The organism is Pseudoduganella sp. RAF19 (genome assembly GCF_052114165.1).
Classification (GTDB): Bacteria; Pseudomonadota; Gammaproteobacteria; order Burkholderiales; family Burkholderiaceae_D; genus Rugamonas.
In genome coordinates, this window is the sequence record NZ_JBFREF010000009.1 from 392,852 (window position 1) to 408,564 (window position 15,713).

Here is a 15,713-nt window from a genome sequence, read left to right on the forward strand (position 1 = left end):
AACATGCAAGCCTTCATCAATGTGGCCCGTCACCACCTGGCTGTCTTTAGCACTGCTCTTGATTTTGAGAGCGATGCTTGGGATGTCTCCGAATATGTTCACCTTAGGGCGAAGGGAAACAATCGACTGCGACTATTGTTTTGTTCATGGTCGTCGGCGAACCAACTCGAGCCAACCTCGATGGCCGAGCCATTCAAGGATTTTGCGAAGGCCTATATACGCTACATGCAGGGCCTGCGTCCTACGAAAATTTTGGCTCAGCGACTGGTAGCCTTGCGAGCGCTTGAAGCTGCATTGGTTGAAATTGCTGGAGTGGCAGACGCCATGCTGACGACTGGCTTCATCCTTAATAGAGCTACACAGATGATCGCGGCTCGTTATGCGAAGAGCACTGCTTATAGAATCTCTCGTCATCTCGAAGTCATTGCTGATTTTATGTTCAAGAATCATATGATGAAAGTGGCTTGTCGGTGGAGGACTTTCTTAGTTCGCACACATGACCAGAACAAGGTAGGCGCCGAGTTTGAGCGTCGTCGTCGTTTGAAGTTGCCATCTCAAGCCGCCCTTGACGCTTTGCCGATGGTCTTCAGGGCTGCTCTCGCGCCTGCGGAGATAATTTTTGGCTCGGTTGCAGCCCTTCTTGTTTCTGCACCAGATCGAGTAAGCGAAGTACTGACACTCGACGCAAACTGCGAGGTATATGAAAAAGGACTAAATGGGGAAATTGCCTATGGGCTGCGCTGGTTCCCGGCGAAGGGAGCCGAGCCTATGGTTAAGTGGATTGTCCCTTCGATGGTTCCTGTGGTGAAGGAGGCCGTGGCAAAAATACGGAATGCCACCACGGCGGCTCGAGAGGTGGCACGCTGGTACGAATTGAATCCAACAAGAGTTTATTTGCCAGCGGAACTTGAACACTTCCGCAGCGATACGTTCTTGACCAAGTCGGAGATGGTGCAGTTGTTCAATTTGGCATCAGAAGATTGCGTCGAAATGACGTGTAAGACATTCGACATCGTTCCGCTCTGGCGCGGGCGAAACTGGCGTGTTCGCTTTGATGATGTCGAGAAGTCGTTGCTTAGACATTTGCCAGAAGGTTTTCCCTACCTAGATATGGAGCTTGGACTTCGCTACAGCGAGGCATTATTTGTTGTGCGGCGAAATGAGCTTCACCCGCGGCGCGGTACAAACCCTAGCCTCATTGGTTCGATCACCACTAACCAAGTTAATTCCGCCCTCGGAGGGAAGGTCAACTGCGGCGGCTCATCCATATTCTCCAGGCTTGGATTCTCCGAGAAGGACGGTACGCCTATCCGGGTGTCGTCTAATCAATTTAGACACTATCTAAATACGCTTGCGCAAATGGGAGGGATGGGTCAGCTGGATATTGCGAAATGGTCAGGACGAAAGGATGTTCGCCAAAATCGAGTGTATGACCACATGACCACCACGCAGCTTTTGGAGAGAGCTCGCAGGGCCGTTGGGAACGAGAGCGATATGTTTGGCCCATTAGCGGCACTGCCAGAAAATCTGCCAGTTAGTAGAGAAGAGTTCTCAAGACTACGCATGCCTACGGCGCACGTGACTGAAATTGGGTTCTGCATCCACGACTACACTATGTCGCCCTGCCAGTTGCATCGGGACTGCATTAGATGTGACGACCTCGTTTGCGTCAAAGGAGATGAGTCAAAGACAGACCGTGTACAGAAAGCGCTGGAAAACACTGTCGATTTGCTTCGTAAGGCAGAAGATGCGGTAAAGGCAGGCTACGTGGGAAGCAATCGTTGGTACGACCACCACAAGGAGGCGGCCGATCGGCTCGCACAGCTGCATGCCGTGCTGATCGATCCAACTGTACCAGATGGGGCAGTGGTTCATCTCGGCGCGCCGAAGACATTACTCCACAATGATGCAACGCTCCACTTACTCGGGAAACGCCGCGGAGCGAGCGAATGACGAAAAGGCGGTCCAGGAATCTTGATGATGAAATCATCAAACAAATCGTCGAGATCATTGATGGTTGGTCAGGAGACCTGACATGGGCCAAGTTGATTCATGCGATCGAGCTTCGGCACTTCTCCTGCTACACCCGTCAGGCCTTACATAATCACGAACGAATTCGTGAGGCGTTCAGGTTACGCAAGGAAGAGGCTGCATCATCCAGAGTCGCGCCGACAACGCGAAACACCAGCCTTCAAATTGCTTCGGAGCGAATTGCCCGTCTTGAGACTGAGAACCGCCGACTGATTGAGGAGAACCGTCGCTTACTTGAGAAGTTCGCGACTTGGGCTTATAACGCGTATTCACATGGGGTGAACGAGGAAGCGCTTAGTCGGCCGTTACTCAAAGTTGATCGAGGACAGACAAGATAGGGAACTTGAAACTTTACTTAGAGGGTCAACGGCCTGGCGCGCTGGTTGTCCTCAGATGTAATTGCACTTCCAGGGGGGCTCAGATAGGTACGCAATTTGAATCGAAGGTGTCGAGCAGCGGTGCGGGAAATTGGCGTCCATCGATCTGATAGACTACTTTTTTCACGTTTATTCGAATTAAATGACAAAGAAGAAAAGGAAGTCTCGTTCGAAGCCGATCACAACAGACCCCAAATCCATAGTGCAGATGCATGTACCTAGGAGATGGATACAAGGTCGAAGGTTGTTGGCAGTAGTAGCATCTGCATGCGGCGTTGCGGCAGCCGTCATCACATTTTGTTACGGATTTATCAAGGACTATCGGGAAGGTAAACTCGGTGGTCAGCTGGAGCTCACTATCGACAATGTGCCTCTTAACCGAGGCATGCCAACCTACGTGTTCTATCCGGTGACAGATAGGAATGCGCGTTACCTCATTCCTGTTGGACTGGTGATGAAGAATAGTTCTCCCGTAAAGGCATCTGACGTCACGTTCGCAACCAGATATGAGAAACCCGCCGGCCGCGCATCAATGACTGACTTAGTCAGTCAATTCTCGGGAACTCGTCTGATCAGTGACTTAAAAAGCGAGATGAATGGAAGCGATAAATATGACTTCGTCGTTCATCGCGTCAATTTTCTCTCTGCTGGAGAGAGCTTTAGGCTAACCGATGGCGGCCAGTCGTATGCGATGCCAGTATCAGTAGAATCTTACGAACCGTTGCTCTTTGGTGCCCATCAGGGGATTAACATTAGTGTTGCCGCAGGTAGTGATCGGGAGGCGCGTCACACTTGGGATGTTCGTTATCGCGGACTTGATGTTCAAAATTTAGATCAAGTCGGTGAGGTAGTGCGAACTTACTATGCCAAGCAAGTGGCAATTGATCTACGTGCCACGCTAAGCTTCGGAGATTATATGTGGCGGGTGCTATTTGGCGACGAAGTAAACATTGTCGCTTACTCGCCAGACTTCAAATTTGTTCCTGAGCGCAGACTTTATGTACCCACTGACGTGCCAAAAGAGCACCTAATGTACCGCTTTGATCCGTATAAGTGGTCGCTGTTGTTTTGAGAACGAAGCCCCCAACGGGGGCTGTGTTCTGCGAAGCGTGCCGATGAACGAATCGAAGGATTCGGCTAGTGCTTGGTGGCTCCTGTAGGCGAAGTTGCCAAGTAGTCGCGAAGCTGGAATCCGAGCGACGACCCAGCATCGACAAGTCGATCAAGGATATCGAGTGTTGCCCTACGCAGGTTGACGTCTCGAATTAGGGCCTCTCGATGTTCATGCACGGCTACATGGCAGATGGTCTCGGCGTGCCAAAGACTGTTCCCGTCGTCGAATAAGTCGACGGGCGATTTGTCGAGGGCGTCCCGCAACTGGGGAAGCGCCGCCGGCACTGCGGACATCCTACCAACGCCCGCCATCAGTTGAAGGAGGCGTTCTAGGCCTATTCGGCTGTCGCCAACAGCGATGATGCAATCTGCGACAAAATGCGGGCGGGATTTAAAGAGCTTTAGGTTGTGCCAGGTCTTCGGCCAAGGCATCGAACACAGCAGAAGTGTCGTAAGCACCTTATCAAATCGGCTGTACGACCTTCGGCTGCCGCTTCTCAGCGATTCTTCATCAAAGACTGCAGCTTTTGCGCGATCCCACACTCGCCAAAAAGCCGTCGCGTTTGTGAAATCCGAGTTCACGCACTCGAAAAGCATAGTATCCAGAATGGTTTCACTCAGCTCCGGCGCGATCTTGAGACAGTAGTCGAAAGCCTCGAACAGCGGTGAGCTGTCATCTATCTGCATCAAGAGTTCAGATGCAAGCAAGCCACTCAACTCTCGTCGTGCGTCGAAATCCACATGCTCAGGATCGTGTTGCCGCACGTTGGGACCGTTCTCCTGGTCCGCTGCGAGTTTTGTGAGCGTTATGAGAGATTGAACTCGCCAGGTGCTGGGCTTTTCGCTGCGTGCGGCGTCGAGAACTATCGTCCACTCCTTAATCGCGGCTAAGCTCCGCGGCGACGAACGTAAACCTGGCGTCATCTTCTCCAACGCTATGGTGAGTGCCTTGACAGTGGCCATCCTGGCCTCGAGGACGAAGTCTTGAGTCCGCCCTCTTGGGCGCGCAGTTGTGACGTCCAATGCTTGAGCATAGTGTGCGAGGCCAGTGGTGAGTATCTCTGCCAATACAGGTTGCTTAGACCTCAGTTCATCGGAGATCGCCTTGGCCGCAGCCCGACGCAACTTCCACATGGGCTCGGTCACAATGTTTACCAAGGCCTCAACCATTCTGGGAAGAGTTGGATCGTAGGCAGCAATAGCGACAACTGCCTTTGCACGCTGTACACCCATCGAAGGATCTTGGCGCGGCCATGTATCCTTGTCTTTGCGAATTGCAGCGCCTTCGAGCAAAATGGTTCGGGCCCACCGGAGGGCGTGCGAGGTATCGTTGGGCCACTTACGAATTAGGGCACAGGCAAGCTCGTCCTCCAGCCCTGCGAGCATATCGGCTTCTTGGCCTTCGACCTCATTGCAAAGACCAACGAATTCCTCGTAGGGTTCAGAAGGTGACGAGAATCGCTCTGAAGTTCCAGGCGCTGCCGTCGCGAACCGCCCTGTCACCGCTGCAGCCCAGGTACGTACAGAGCCTATAAGGTTCAAACGCTGCATGCTAACTTGTGCCTTGTCGCTGGCATATTGAAGCTCTGGATCGAGGTCGGCGATCTCGAGCGGAGCCCAAGTGCTATCACCGACGGGCTCTCCGAGCTTCAAGCCGCGGGCATCCATTCGCTTGAGGCCTATCAGCCACCCCTCTGAGACATTGCTTGTGGTTTTTAGTGCGTCGAGGTGGTTGTCCAGAATTCTGTAAAGAGATTCGCGTAGGTCTGGGCGATTGAACTGCAACCCAAGAAACAGAATTTCCAAATACTTATTCCGATGCGGCAGTCGATTGCTGGCCATCCGCTCCTGCTGTCTGGCGGAGTCCAACCCATCGTGGCCGCCGTGGATTGCCAACGAACCCGCTTCTTGCACGCTGCGTGCAATATCGTCAGAGAAGAATTGTGGGCACATGAAAATGGAAAGCAGCTTCTCGGTTACGAGCTCAGGGTGCGCAGTCAAGACTCCGGCCACCATTCCTGTAGTGAAGCTCGATTCTCCTAGATCCAGGATTATCTCAAGCACTTGTGAGACTACTTTTGGCTGACGCGTGGCTTCGGCAAGTAGCCGTTCTTCTAGCGCCATTAACGCCGCATTCAGGACGTAGCTAGTGACTGAATGCCCACGGTAGGCAGCCCATAGACGAAAGTCGTGAATGTGTGGTCGACTGTTAGGGCTTTGCTCCTGCGGGATGATTGTTATTTCATTTGCACTCGTTTTGGCAAAAGCGGTGGCTGCGTGGTTGCACAGGTCAATCACGAAGCGTACGCTCTTCGGCCAATCATAGAGTAACAACGAGCGAAACGGGCCCTGTAGCACCGACGGTGGGAAGAATTCATGAGCTGCACGATGGCTCAGCCCCAGTTCGGTCTCCCAACCCGTGATGCTGTAGTCTTGGTTAGTACCCGGCTCGGGTTCCGTGTAAAGGGCCCAGAATACTTTCCATGCTAAGTCTGGAGTGAAGAAACTCGCCTCGCGGCAGTTCTTGACATTGACGAAGAAAGCGAGCCGTTCTTCCGCATAGAAATCGCGTGCATCGGTTTCAGCCAGAAGACGCTGCAAAAGCGACTCCACAAATGTGGTGAACCGATTGGAATCCGCACCTGCGCAGCGGCACAAAAGGGCATAGAAACGTTTCCCGATTGAGTTCTCCCGATACCAGTTTTCCTGATCGCGCAAGCAGAACTGTTCAGCCATGTTGAATACATTGAGCACTCTTTGGCTTGGTTTGTACCAGTTCTCATCGTGCGACGTGGCGTCTTCCGCGAGCTGGACGACCCACGAGTTGCATTCTGGTGGCATGCTCGGGAATGCTCTAGCAACCAACTCGATAACCACGTCCCAGGCTTTGCCAACAGGGGCGGCCATTCCCAGCCGCGCCGCAATTTCTTTGTTTTCTGAATCATCGGCCAAACTAGAGTAGTCGATAGACGTCGGCCCTTTGCACGCAACGCGTAGCAAATGGCTCAAGCGCTGCAGGAGACTGGCGCTGTCGAGGGAGACACTATTACTGAGCTTAGCTACAAGTTCATTGACCCGCTCGGAACGCAAGAGGCCTATAGCTACTTCGTCTTGCCATAGCTGTGGAATGGTCGAGTCTTGTCTAAGGACGGCTTGGAGCAGCGCATAGGCATCCTCATCGCCCTCGGCCGAACGCTGCGCGGTCCATGTGCGAATTGCCCTGCGCATTCCGGCATGTGAACCGAGCTTGTTGAAGAGCGCACCCCAGTCGCGCTCGGCGCCGCGCACCTCGCGTTCAGCTCTGAAGAAAAGTGACCAGTCTTCCAAGACGTCATGAGCGGGAGCTACCCGGTCGGTCAAATCCTTTACTAGCACAGCATCTTGAACGAGAGAGGCCACGGCCTCAGCATCTTTTGGTGCTTCGATAAATTGAGCAAAGCGTTCCGTACGCGCATAGCAGACATCATCGAATGCTGCTCGGCGGCGTGCGGCTAGTCCTGCTGGCAGGCCTTTGCTTGGCGCGATTCGTTCCCCCCATAGGAGCAATCGCAAGTCGTTGCCAGCGGCTTGAGGAAGAGGTGTCCCTGCTGCTGTGTAGTTTAGCGCGAGGCGAAGGTAATAGGGGGCTCGGAGAACTTCTCGTACGCCGCTATCCTTAGTAACAACATCTTCAAGAGTAGTCTCAGCTACGGCGGCAGAGATCTCTGCGTCTGTCAGCAAAGGAACGTCGACGACCTGATACGAGAACTCTGAAAGGAAGAGTGAATAGAGAGCGTTTAGTGCATAGGAGCGCGTCGTAATGCAGAGTCTCGCGGCCTTGTTCCGACGGACCAGCATCAGCAGTTCCTCAAGAGCACCCGGATTCCTTCCTTCGAGAGCCTTCTCCAGCGAATCGATGACGACTGTCGGCCTACCGCTGCCCAAGAGGCTCGCCATGTTGGAAACAGCGTCTTGCATGCCATTGAGTGACTGGACGCCAGCTAAGCTTGGCTCGTCGAGCTCGTCCGCCCGAAAGAAGAAGAGCGGGGAGGATTCGCGTAGCAATGGTGCGAGTTCCGCCATTACCGCTGATTTCCCCACTCCAGGGCCACCTGTGACAATGACAAGTTGCCTTTGATCGAATCCGGCTAGCACTTCGGTAACGCATTGGCTGCGGGGAATGTGCATGCCGTTAGGAAGTTTCGTTGAGATGAGCGAGAGCTGAAGACTTGCTCGGTCGCTGAATCTCCCAGCGATGTGGCCAAGGCCCGTTTTTCCGGTAAGACGATCGACGGCTTCTTGGATGCCAGCCTGTGCGGTCGTTCTCCAGGTCTCACGAGTGACGGTTCCCACAGTGATGCCTTGCTCGAAGACGTATGAGAACAGGCCGTTCCAAACTTGTTCGCCGGAGTCCCCTGGTTGGCCTGAAGCTAACAGGGCTTGGGTGAGACTCAATTCTTGTGAGCCTTCGGTACCGAAGTCATGTATGTCGACGCGAAGCCGCCGCAAGAGATCGAATACGAGTTCGTCGGTATACTTGTCGGCTAGTGTGTTCCTGGAGACCTCCTTAAAGGCATTCCACGTACGCCTATGTTGCGCGTCAAAGAGCTTGGACTCGACTTTATGAACAAAGTCTGACAAGTTTAGCGAGGATCGCGATAGCTCACATAAACGCTTGGCCGCTCGATTGGCGGCCGTTGCTGGGGCTATCGTTGCTAGAACCAACACATCGCTGGCCCGGTCAAAAGGACTTCCCTGCGCGCCCAGGAAGTCTCTCCAAGCGCCTTGCAACCCATCGACGAACTCCGTGTTACCAGGCGTAGAGTCAAGTCCTCGTTTGCACTGAATGAGTTGAAGGCGGCTGCCCTCGTTATCGCGCAGTTGACAGTAAATATCGTCTGTGTGAGCTCCGGTGTAGCGAGCTTCGAAGCGAAGTGTTTCGACTCGAGTCCCGTGAAGGCCGAAGGTAGTCGGCAACCCTGTCAGCATGTTTGCAAGGTACAGTGCACCGACCCGCGCTTGGAACATGCCCCCACCGCCACCAGTGGCAACGGTGCTCATGACTTGGGTACCCTCAAGAGGGTCTCGCTGGGCCTTTTGTTCCTTGCTCATTCGGAAAGGCCTTTGCCGCCGTTCGTCGTCTTGTGCCAACGACCATTAGGGATTTCTCTTGAGAGCAACTTTCTAACCTCATATTTCTTAGGATGATTGAGCAAGTAGATTTCACCAGCGCGAACAGTTTACTAAAACGCCCTGCCAAAGCGAGAGCTGACCGACTACGAAAGCGCCGCTTTTACCGCCTCAGCCATCTTCGCCAAGGCGTCATAGTCTGCATCGCGCGCTGATCGGATAATGAAGTCGCGCATTTCCTCCGCGCTCGGATGTCGATCGAAATCGAAAAAGTCCTTCAGTTCTACGTGCAACTCGCCGCGTATTTTGTCCAGGGTCTCGAGGGAAGGAAAATGCGCGCCTCGTTCAAGGCGGCTTAAGGATTTCGTGTCGATTCCGACCTGGCTGGCCAGTTCCTCCTGAGATAGCCCTTTTCGCTTTCTCAGCAACTGAACTCGCTCGCCGACGAGGCGCTTTGGATCATACATCAGACAACCCTCAAAGTAGAATTTAGCGAGTAAATCAACTTTGTAGGTTTATTTGAACTTCACACTACGTCTATAATTGGCAAAAGTAATCGTTGTGAGTTTACTTTGCTAAAAAGGTATGCGAATGAGTCAGTGGAAGATAGTAGTTGGGGAGGTTCGGCATGTCGGCCAGGTCCAGATGCGCGGAGGAGAGGAGGATTGTTTTCTGCTCGATTCACTGTCCATCAGGAAAAGCGATGGGCAGACGACTCGAATGGTGGGCGTGGTCGTCCCTGGTGCCATCTATGACGCGTTGAAGCCCGGCGTCGTAGGCGATTTCGCCGTATTGGTTTTGGCCTACCCGAAGCCGTTTGGTAGCGCTGAACGCACCTTTGTCGTTCGTTTGAAATCTGCAGAGGAATTCATTGATGGCATACAAAATGTGAGGGCCTGGGTCCGCAGCTCCAAGGGGGCGGCATTGCACTTCTTTTGGTATGGGATTGTCTTGATGCCGGCATTTGGGTTTGGCCTGTTGCTTTGGGTATGTGCCGCAAGATTGCTCGTGCTGAATATCCCGCCAGAGGTGACTGCCTCCATTTCACGAGGCTGACCTTTGTACTTTATCGTCGAAGAGGCGTGGGAAATCTCAAACCCACTAATGAAAGCGTTGCCTGGCGCATCAGGTAGGATGTTTTCTTGTGTTGAAGTGGATTTGAATGTGCCGCTTTGGCATCTGGACATCCTTATTGGCGCATCGGTCGGAGTCGAGTGTTGGCGTCGCTTCGTCCTGACTTCTGTCGAGCAGGTTGCAGCGACGACAGCTGATCACCAAGGTCAATGCAGGCTCTATTTTCAAGGGCAACGATCGCTGAATGAGGGCGCCTACGGAATCTGGGAGGTCCGAAAGCTTTCTACAGGACGTGACAAAAATGGATGTACTCGGTACGTGATCGAGCTTCCTCACATGAGCGTCATCTATCCTGGCTACAAGATGCTGGCGTCAGATGTAACAGGACTTAGTCAGATTTATCAGTCCACCATCCTCGATACTGAATGAAACGGGATGGGAGCGTCGAACTGTGATGCTCCTTTTAGGTTTTCCGTTGTTATCGCGCGGCTCTCTTTCCTTCCCTCATTCGTTACCAGTAACCTAATTCATGTTTTTGCTTGGAAAAATTGCAATCATGAATGTAKTGCTGTTACTCTTGGTTCAGGAGGAAATATATGCCTGCACTAGATATCTCAGTTATCAAAGACATAACTCAAAGGCTAGAAAGGTATTTGACCGCTAAAGGCGGATACACGGCTGTGGAATACCTGACATCAGGCGGTTCAGCTGCCATTTTCAAAGTTGACGGGCCTGAAGGAGGACGAGCTTTCAAGGTATTCGATCCGCGTTTCTTTGAGGGAAAGGTCGGTGAAGCTGAGCGTCGACGCTTGGATGTGCAGCGGCGTCTGATCGGACATGAATGCCATTCGCTGGTTCGGACTTTTCGCGTGGAGGAAGCCGAGGGAACTGCTGTCATGGAAATGGAGTTTGTTACCTGGCCCGATTTAAACAAGGTCTTAGAGGAAGTGCCAGACGTAGAGGTCAGCAATCTTATTAGGCAATTGGTGGTAGCGGCCAAATTTCTGGAGGATCAAGGCATTGTTCACCGAGACATTAAGCCCGAAAACATAAAAATCTCTGCAGATTTTAAGAGTCTCAAGCTTCTTGATTTGGGAGTAGCTCGGAATATCGAGTCAGCTGACGATGTCGACGCGGCAGTAACGGACCACGGTAATCTGCGGCCTTTTTTGGCGACTGCACAATACAGTTCACCGGAGTATCTGTTTAGGCTTGATGAGCCGGCTCCAAAACTTTGGAAAGGGCTCAATTTTTATCAGATTGGGGCCGTGTTGCACGACTTGATCATGAAGAAGCAACTCTTCGATTATGAAATGAAAGCTGGCAACCGATGGCTAGTTAGCAAAGCCGTGCTTACCAAAATGCCGTCTTTCGCCGAAGGAAATGCTAGCCGGCTGCGCGCTTTGAAGGCATTAGCGGCGCGCTGCCTGACAAAGGACTTGGATTTGCGGTTGCAAATCGTTGGCTGGGAAGATTTCATGCAGGAGGATACCGACGACCCGATGAACGCGCTGCGAGGTCGCCTTGCCAGAAGTGGAATGACTGCCGGACCGCAATCCAAGGCCGCAGCGGACGCCAGGTTAGAGTTTGAGCGCAATGACTTCGCCAAAACCCTGCACGACAACATTCGTAACGAGCTCATAGCTGTCTGCGGTACGACGTTACCCAATCGGACGAAGGTGAGTGCCGACAGGTTGAGTTACACATATATCTTTGAGCCAGGGAACGGTGCGGTTATACAGTGCCAATTAAATCTTGATTGGCAGGGTGGCGTCTTCGCGCGGGATGCTCGTATTGAAATTGCAGCCGTACTTTGCCATGAGCGTCAAAGTGCAGCCATTCAAATGCCGCCCATGAAATCTCTATGCCAAGCGACAATCGATGGCACAGACGACACGACCGTGAACAACATCACAGGGGTTATTGCCAGGGCAGTTGGTGCTGCGCTCGACATCGTTGACGCTATGGATGACATAGATACTCTTGAATCAAAGAATCTGTTGGATATTTAATGGGGCATACGGATGAATAGCAACTGGTGGCGGAAGTTTGACGAGTTGGGCCCGAGGCAGAAGGCCTTCATACGTTTACCAATTGATGGCAGGCATTTGCTTGAAGGGCCGCCAGGTTCAGGCAAGACGAATTTGCTGTTGCTACGCGCCGAGTATTTGGCCGGCAAGGGTCAGAAAAATGTTCTCATACTGACGTTCACCAAGGCTCTCAGGAACTTCATCCGTAGCGGTATCGGCGCGCGAAAATTAATCACGCCACAGCAAGTGCAGACGTACCACGCGTGGGCGTCAGAGCACATATTGCATCACCTTGGTAAGCGGCTGGTCGAAAAAGGAGCTTCGTTCGATGACGAAACAAGGGCACGCGCCGTTGAACTTCTGAAAGAGGCGAACAAAAAAGTAGACTCTCAGAAGCAATACAGCGCGATATTCGTTGATGAGGCGCAAGACCTTTCCATAGCCGAGTTGGAGCAGCTGCTTTGTCTCAGTGACCGAATCTGCATTTGCGGGGATACTAAGCAGGGGATCTACCAGCAAGATGGTCTCGGCATTGCCGAAGTTTTGGGACTGGACAGTCATGTGCTTGAGGAGCACTTCCGCATTGGCCATCGAATTGCACAAGTGGCTGACAAGCTGTCGCCAGTTGATGAAGGGCTGGTCTCGTTAGAGGATTCATCAAACTACGATCGAGCGAAGTATGGGGAATCGCGAGCGAAGATGTACCCGTGCGATTCTCGCGACCATCAGTTCGCGACGATGTTGGACATCCTCCGTGTGCAAGTTGATGCGTATAACGAAGACACCATTGGGATATTCTGCGGAAAAAACGAGACCATGGCTGAGTTAAAGGAAAGGTTTAGCTCGACTGAGCTTGCGGATAAAATTTGCTTCCACGGTCTTGATGAGAATAGTGGATTCACTGGTGACCACCGGATTCACGTTCTTACAATCCACTCGGCCAAAGGGACTGAGTTTCGCGCCGTTCATCTGTATGGCACGGAAGAGCTGGCCAAGCATCCGCTGAACAGGACCCGTCTCGCCTACACTGCGGTAACACGGGCTAAAACAACGCTGAGTGCTTATCGAACCGGCGAAACGAGTCGTCGTTTGGAAAACGCGTTTGCGGAAGACACCCATTTCGAGCCCGAAGACCTTTTTGATTGAGACCATGAAGAAAAACGATTTGATTTGGTACGCCTTCGAGCGGGATGCGGTTCCAGCTGCGCTGCAAGGCATCGTGGACACGCGGTTAAATGGCCCCGCGCTTACTTTCGGTGCACCTAGGCCGAGGGACGGCGATGTCGTAGTCGGTTACTGCGAACGCCCTCACTACCAAGATCGTGTATTGCCGTTGTTAATTGTAACCAACGAGCACTCTACATCCGACGTGTTCTCTTGGATGGCAACTTACTCACCAAACGTATTCCCGTTGAGTCAATTTGCTCGCGTCATTTCTGACTCTGACTGGGAGTTCTTGGCTTCGCTCGCAGAGGAACGAGTACCCCGATACATGTATGAAGACAGATGGGCTTCGCTTATTTTGGGTGAGCTATTAGCCCAGGGCGACAGCGATTCAGATTTGTCCGGTATACCATTTTCGAGAGCAAACGCGTGTTACAGCACAGCTATTGCAAAGGCATCGCTTATCTATCCGAAGCATAGCCGTGCGTTTGAAACTTGCCTCAGTAGGTTGCGAAAGATTGAGTTAGACCGGAGCTTTGTTCAGCGTCCAGTGTCGGTCTCCTTGCTCGCTAAGATTTGGGACACTTTGCATACGCATGAGTATAGTCGTGATGACCAACACGCTCCGCTTGAAGCACTGATTTCTGGCGCAATCGAAATTTTGCTGGCGCACCAAAGTATTACTAAGGGGAGCGCCGATATTGACCTTTCCAGCTTTGTAGAACTCCAGAGTGACTCGATTGAAGAGCGCGTACTTGCGTTTAACAAACTGCTGAGGCAGGTGGGCGCCAGAGCTGAGGAAGAAATCACTGACCCTCGCGTAAATGCAATAGTCGCCTCTGCGGCATATTTGGTTGGGCGCGGAACCTCGCATATCTTCCTGCTGCGTCGTATTGCTAAGGTTCTTCCGTCAGCTGTACTGTGGTTTGGTGTTCTTGCAGCTTTGACCGGCCCGAATTGCTGGGACGAGCATTGGCTGAGGGCGGTTAAAGGAATTGAAAAACACTTGCGAGTCCAATTCAATTGGGAAGAGCCATCTCTCGCAGACTTGTGTTGGCATGAATACGCTTGGCTTGCAGATGTCTATAGTAGAGGTGAATATCTTGAAGGGCTATCGAAAAATCTGCCTAACGTGGTATCTGTAGAGGTCATTCCAGGGGCATCATGCCAAATGCGGCTGGCATCTTCCGTAAGCAGAGCAAGTGATCCTGAGAAAGCCCAACGCCGAGAAACGAAGAGCTTGCGCGAGAAGGAATTGGAATTCGTCGTCGGCCAGATGGTTGCGCTTGCAGCGAAAGCACAGGACTTGGTTCTTCCTTCGAGGCCACTAGAGCCAGAGAAACAGCCGTCGTTGTTCGAAGGCGATCCAGTCCTTTCGTCAAAGCCGCCGCGCAAAAAAGCTCGGGGCGGGACTGGTTTTGGCAGGTAGACGGTACAGCAGGAATTTAATTCGAGATACCGGTATGGATGGCACAGGAACTCGTTTGCCGTGAGGAGACTCATGATGACGGGTTGTCCCGCTAAAGCAACCAGCACGTGAGGTTTGACTTCTGACATCTTCAACGCTCCTGCAAGCAACTGCGCTGGCCAGCGCGAGCAAATAGAGTGGAGTTGAGTGCAATCTGGTATTATGATCGGTTAAAGTGGAAACTCTCACATCTATGTGGGAGATTGTTGGTCTTGCAGTGGCGAGCCGAAAGAGACACTCCGTGCACTGTTGGTATCCAACAGTGCCTATCCAAGTTAACAACATGCTGGGCTATTCGAGGAAGGGAGGCGAACATGTCGGCTAAACAAGTTCTTGCACTCCTAAGTTCTCATATCGACGGGGACGAGGAACAGCTTCTGTCTATTGCGTTGCAGATTGCTGCCCAAGAAGCTCGCCAAGGAAGAGCAGAGGACGCCGATAAACTTAAGCGTCTGGTGCAGAAGGCCCGAGATCAGCGTGGTTCTGGAAAGCCGGCTGGGGGCCAGACCCCGATCCCGCTGGCTCGCCCTAGGGGCGAGCTGCAAGGCTTAGTAGATAGCTCCTATCCAAGAGTTAGCTTGTCTGGAATGGTTTTGGAGAGGGACGTTGCTAAACGCCTTGCACGCATTGTTCATCAACAGCAAGAGCGACTGACGCTACATGATCACGGTCAAACTCCCGCAACGCATATGTTGCTGGTTGGGCCACCAGGAACCGGGAAAACAATGACCGCTTCTGCGCTTGCGGCAGAGCTTCGCCTGCCTTTGTTTACGGTGCGTCTTGAAGCGCTTTTTAGCCGATTCTTCGGTGAGACTGCGGGCAAACTTCGTTTGCTTTTTGACCAAATCGCCCAGACACGAGGCGTGTACCTTCTTGATGAATTTGACGCTATCGGAGCGCGACGGGGAGATCCCAACGACGTTGGAGAAATCCGACGTGTGCTGAACTCCGTCTTGGCCTTTATGGAAGAGCCGAACTCAACTGATAGTTTGGTTTTGGCGGCGACGAATCATGTAGAGATATTGGATCAAGCGTTGGCTCGTCGATTCGATGAGGTAATCGAATACACGTTACCGGACGCCGTATCTGCGCGAGCGATTATTGAGCGTCGACTTGGGAAATTCAAGTTCACAGGTAAAGGCTGGGGCACGCTTGAAACAGCATTTGAAGGACTTAGCCAAGGTGAGCTGGTTCGGGCTGCCGACGCCGTTGTTAAGGATGTTATTCTTGAAGGAGCATCCAAAGTTTCGCCTACCGCGCTGAAAGAGGCCTTAGAAAATCGTCAAACCTTGAAAGGGAAGTTCCGCCGGCTGTCTATTTGAGGAACTGGTTTTCCGGTCGGAATGT

The 15,713-nt window shown here is 52.4% G+C and carries 11 protein-coding genes; 9 read left to right on the forward strand and 2 right to left on the reverse strand.

The genetic code is table 11. The features are described 5' to 3' along the window. The first annotated feature begins 3 nt into the window (after nt 1-3). The 3 genes from AB4Z19_RS24410 to AB4Z19_RS24420 all read left to right on the forward strand — a co-directional run bounded on the left by AB4Z19_RS24410 (nt 4) and on the right by AB4Z19_RS24420 (nt 3,480). Nucleotides 4-1,953 (forward strand): integrase, encoded by a 1,950-nt coding sequence (locus tag AB4Z19_RS24410; protein ID WP_442036284.1) that lies wholly within the window; start codon nt 4-6, stop codon nt 1,951-1,953. Then, nucleotides 1,950-2,369 carry a hypothetical protein gene (locus tag AB4Z19_RS24415; RefSeq protein ID WP_442036286.1) on the forward strand — a complete coding sequence of 140 codons (420 nt, stop codon included), beginning with the start codon at nt 1,950-1,952 and terminating at the stop codon, nt 2,367-2,369. Before AB4Z19_RS24410 ends, AB4Z19_RS24415 begins: the two co-directional genes overlap by 4 nt. Nucleotides 2,370-2,550: 181 nt before the next feature. Continuing rightward, nucleotides 2,551-3,480, forward strand: a complete 930-nt coding sequence (locus AB4Z19_RS24420) for a hypothetical protein (RefSeq protein WP_442028927.1) — start codon at nt 2,551-2,553, stop codon at nt 3,478-3,480. 65 nt (nt 3,481-3,545) lie between these two features. Here AB4Z19_RS24420 and AB4Z19_RS24425 read toward each other — a convergent pair whose 3' ends face one another. Together AB4Z19_RS24425 and AB4Z19_RS24430 are read right to left on the reverse strand one after the other, a co-directional pair. Then, nucleotides 3,546-8,612, reverse strand: coding sequence for a hypothetical protein (locus tag AB4Z19_RS24425; protein ID WP_442036288.1), 5,067 nt, complete (start codon nt 8,610-8,612; stop codon nt 3,546-3,548). 164 nt (nt 8,613-8,776) lie between these two features. Beyond that, on the reverse strand, nt 8,777-9,097 hold the full coding sequence (locus AB4Z19_RS24430; protein ID WP_442026454.1) for a helix-turn-helix domain-containing protein: 321 nt from the start codon (nt 9,095-9,097) through the stop codon (nt 8,777-8,779). A gap of 124 nt (nt 9,098-9,221) precedes the next feature. Between AB4Z19_RS24430 and AB4Z19_RS24435 the strand changes: the two genes are divergently transcribed. From AB4Z19_RS24435 to AB4Z19_RS24460, 6 genes are all read left to right on the forward strand, one after another. Beyond that, nucleotides 9,222-9,686 carry a hypothetical protein gene (locus AB4Z19_RS24435; protein WP_442026453.1) on the forward strand — a complete coding sequence of 155 codons (465 nt, stop codon included), beginning with the start codon at nt 9,222-9,224 and terminating at the stop codon, nt 9,684-9,686. Between the two features lie 3 nt (nt 9,687-9,689). Further along, nucleotides 9,690-10,133 (forward strand): hypothetical protein, encoded by a 444-nt coding sequence (locus AB4Z19_RS24440; protein WP_442026452.1) that lies wholly within the window; start codon nt 9,690-9,692, stop codon nt 10,131-10,133. A 167-nt stretch (nt 10,134-10,300) separates the two neighbouring features. Beyond that, complete coding sequence (locus AB4Z19_RS24445; RefSeq protein ID WP_442026451.1) at nt 10,301-11,716, forward strand: protein kinase domain-containing protein; 1,416 nt, start codon at nt 10,301-10,303, stop codon at nt 11,714-11,716. Nucleotides 11,717-11,728: 12 nt separating this feature from the next. Beyond that, the gene (locus AB4Z19_RS24450; RefSeq protein ID WP_442036290.1) at nt 11,729-12,880 is read left to right on the forward strand and encodes a UvrD-helicase domain-containing protein; all 1,152 of its coding nucleotides are present in this window, start codon (nt 11,729-11,731) and stop codon (nt 12,878-12,880) included. A gap of 4 nt (nt 12,881-12,884) precedes the next feature. After that, entirely contained in the window at nt 12,885-14,327 is a 1,443-nt protein-coding gene (locus AB4Z19_RS24455) for a hypothetical protein (protein WP_442036292.1), read from the forward strand. Nucleotides 14,328-14,680: 353 nt separating this feature from the next. Next, nucleotides 14,681-15,688: an AAA family ATPase gene (locus tag AB4Z19_RS24460; protein WP_442036294.1), complete on the forward strand. Its 1,008-nt coding sequence runs from the start codon at nt 14,681-14,683 to the stop codon at nt 15,686-15,688. The last annotated feature ends 25 nt before the right edge of the window (nt 15,689-15,713 follow it).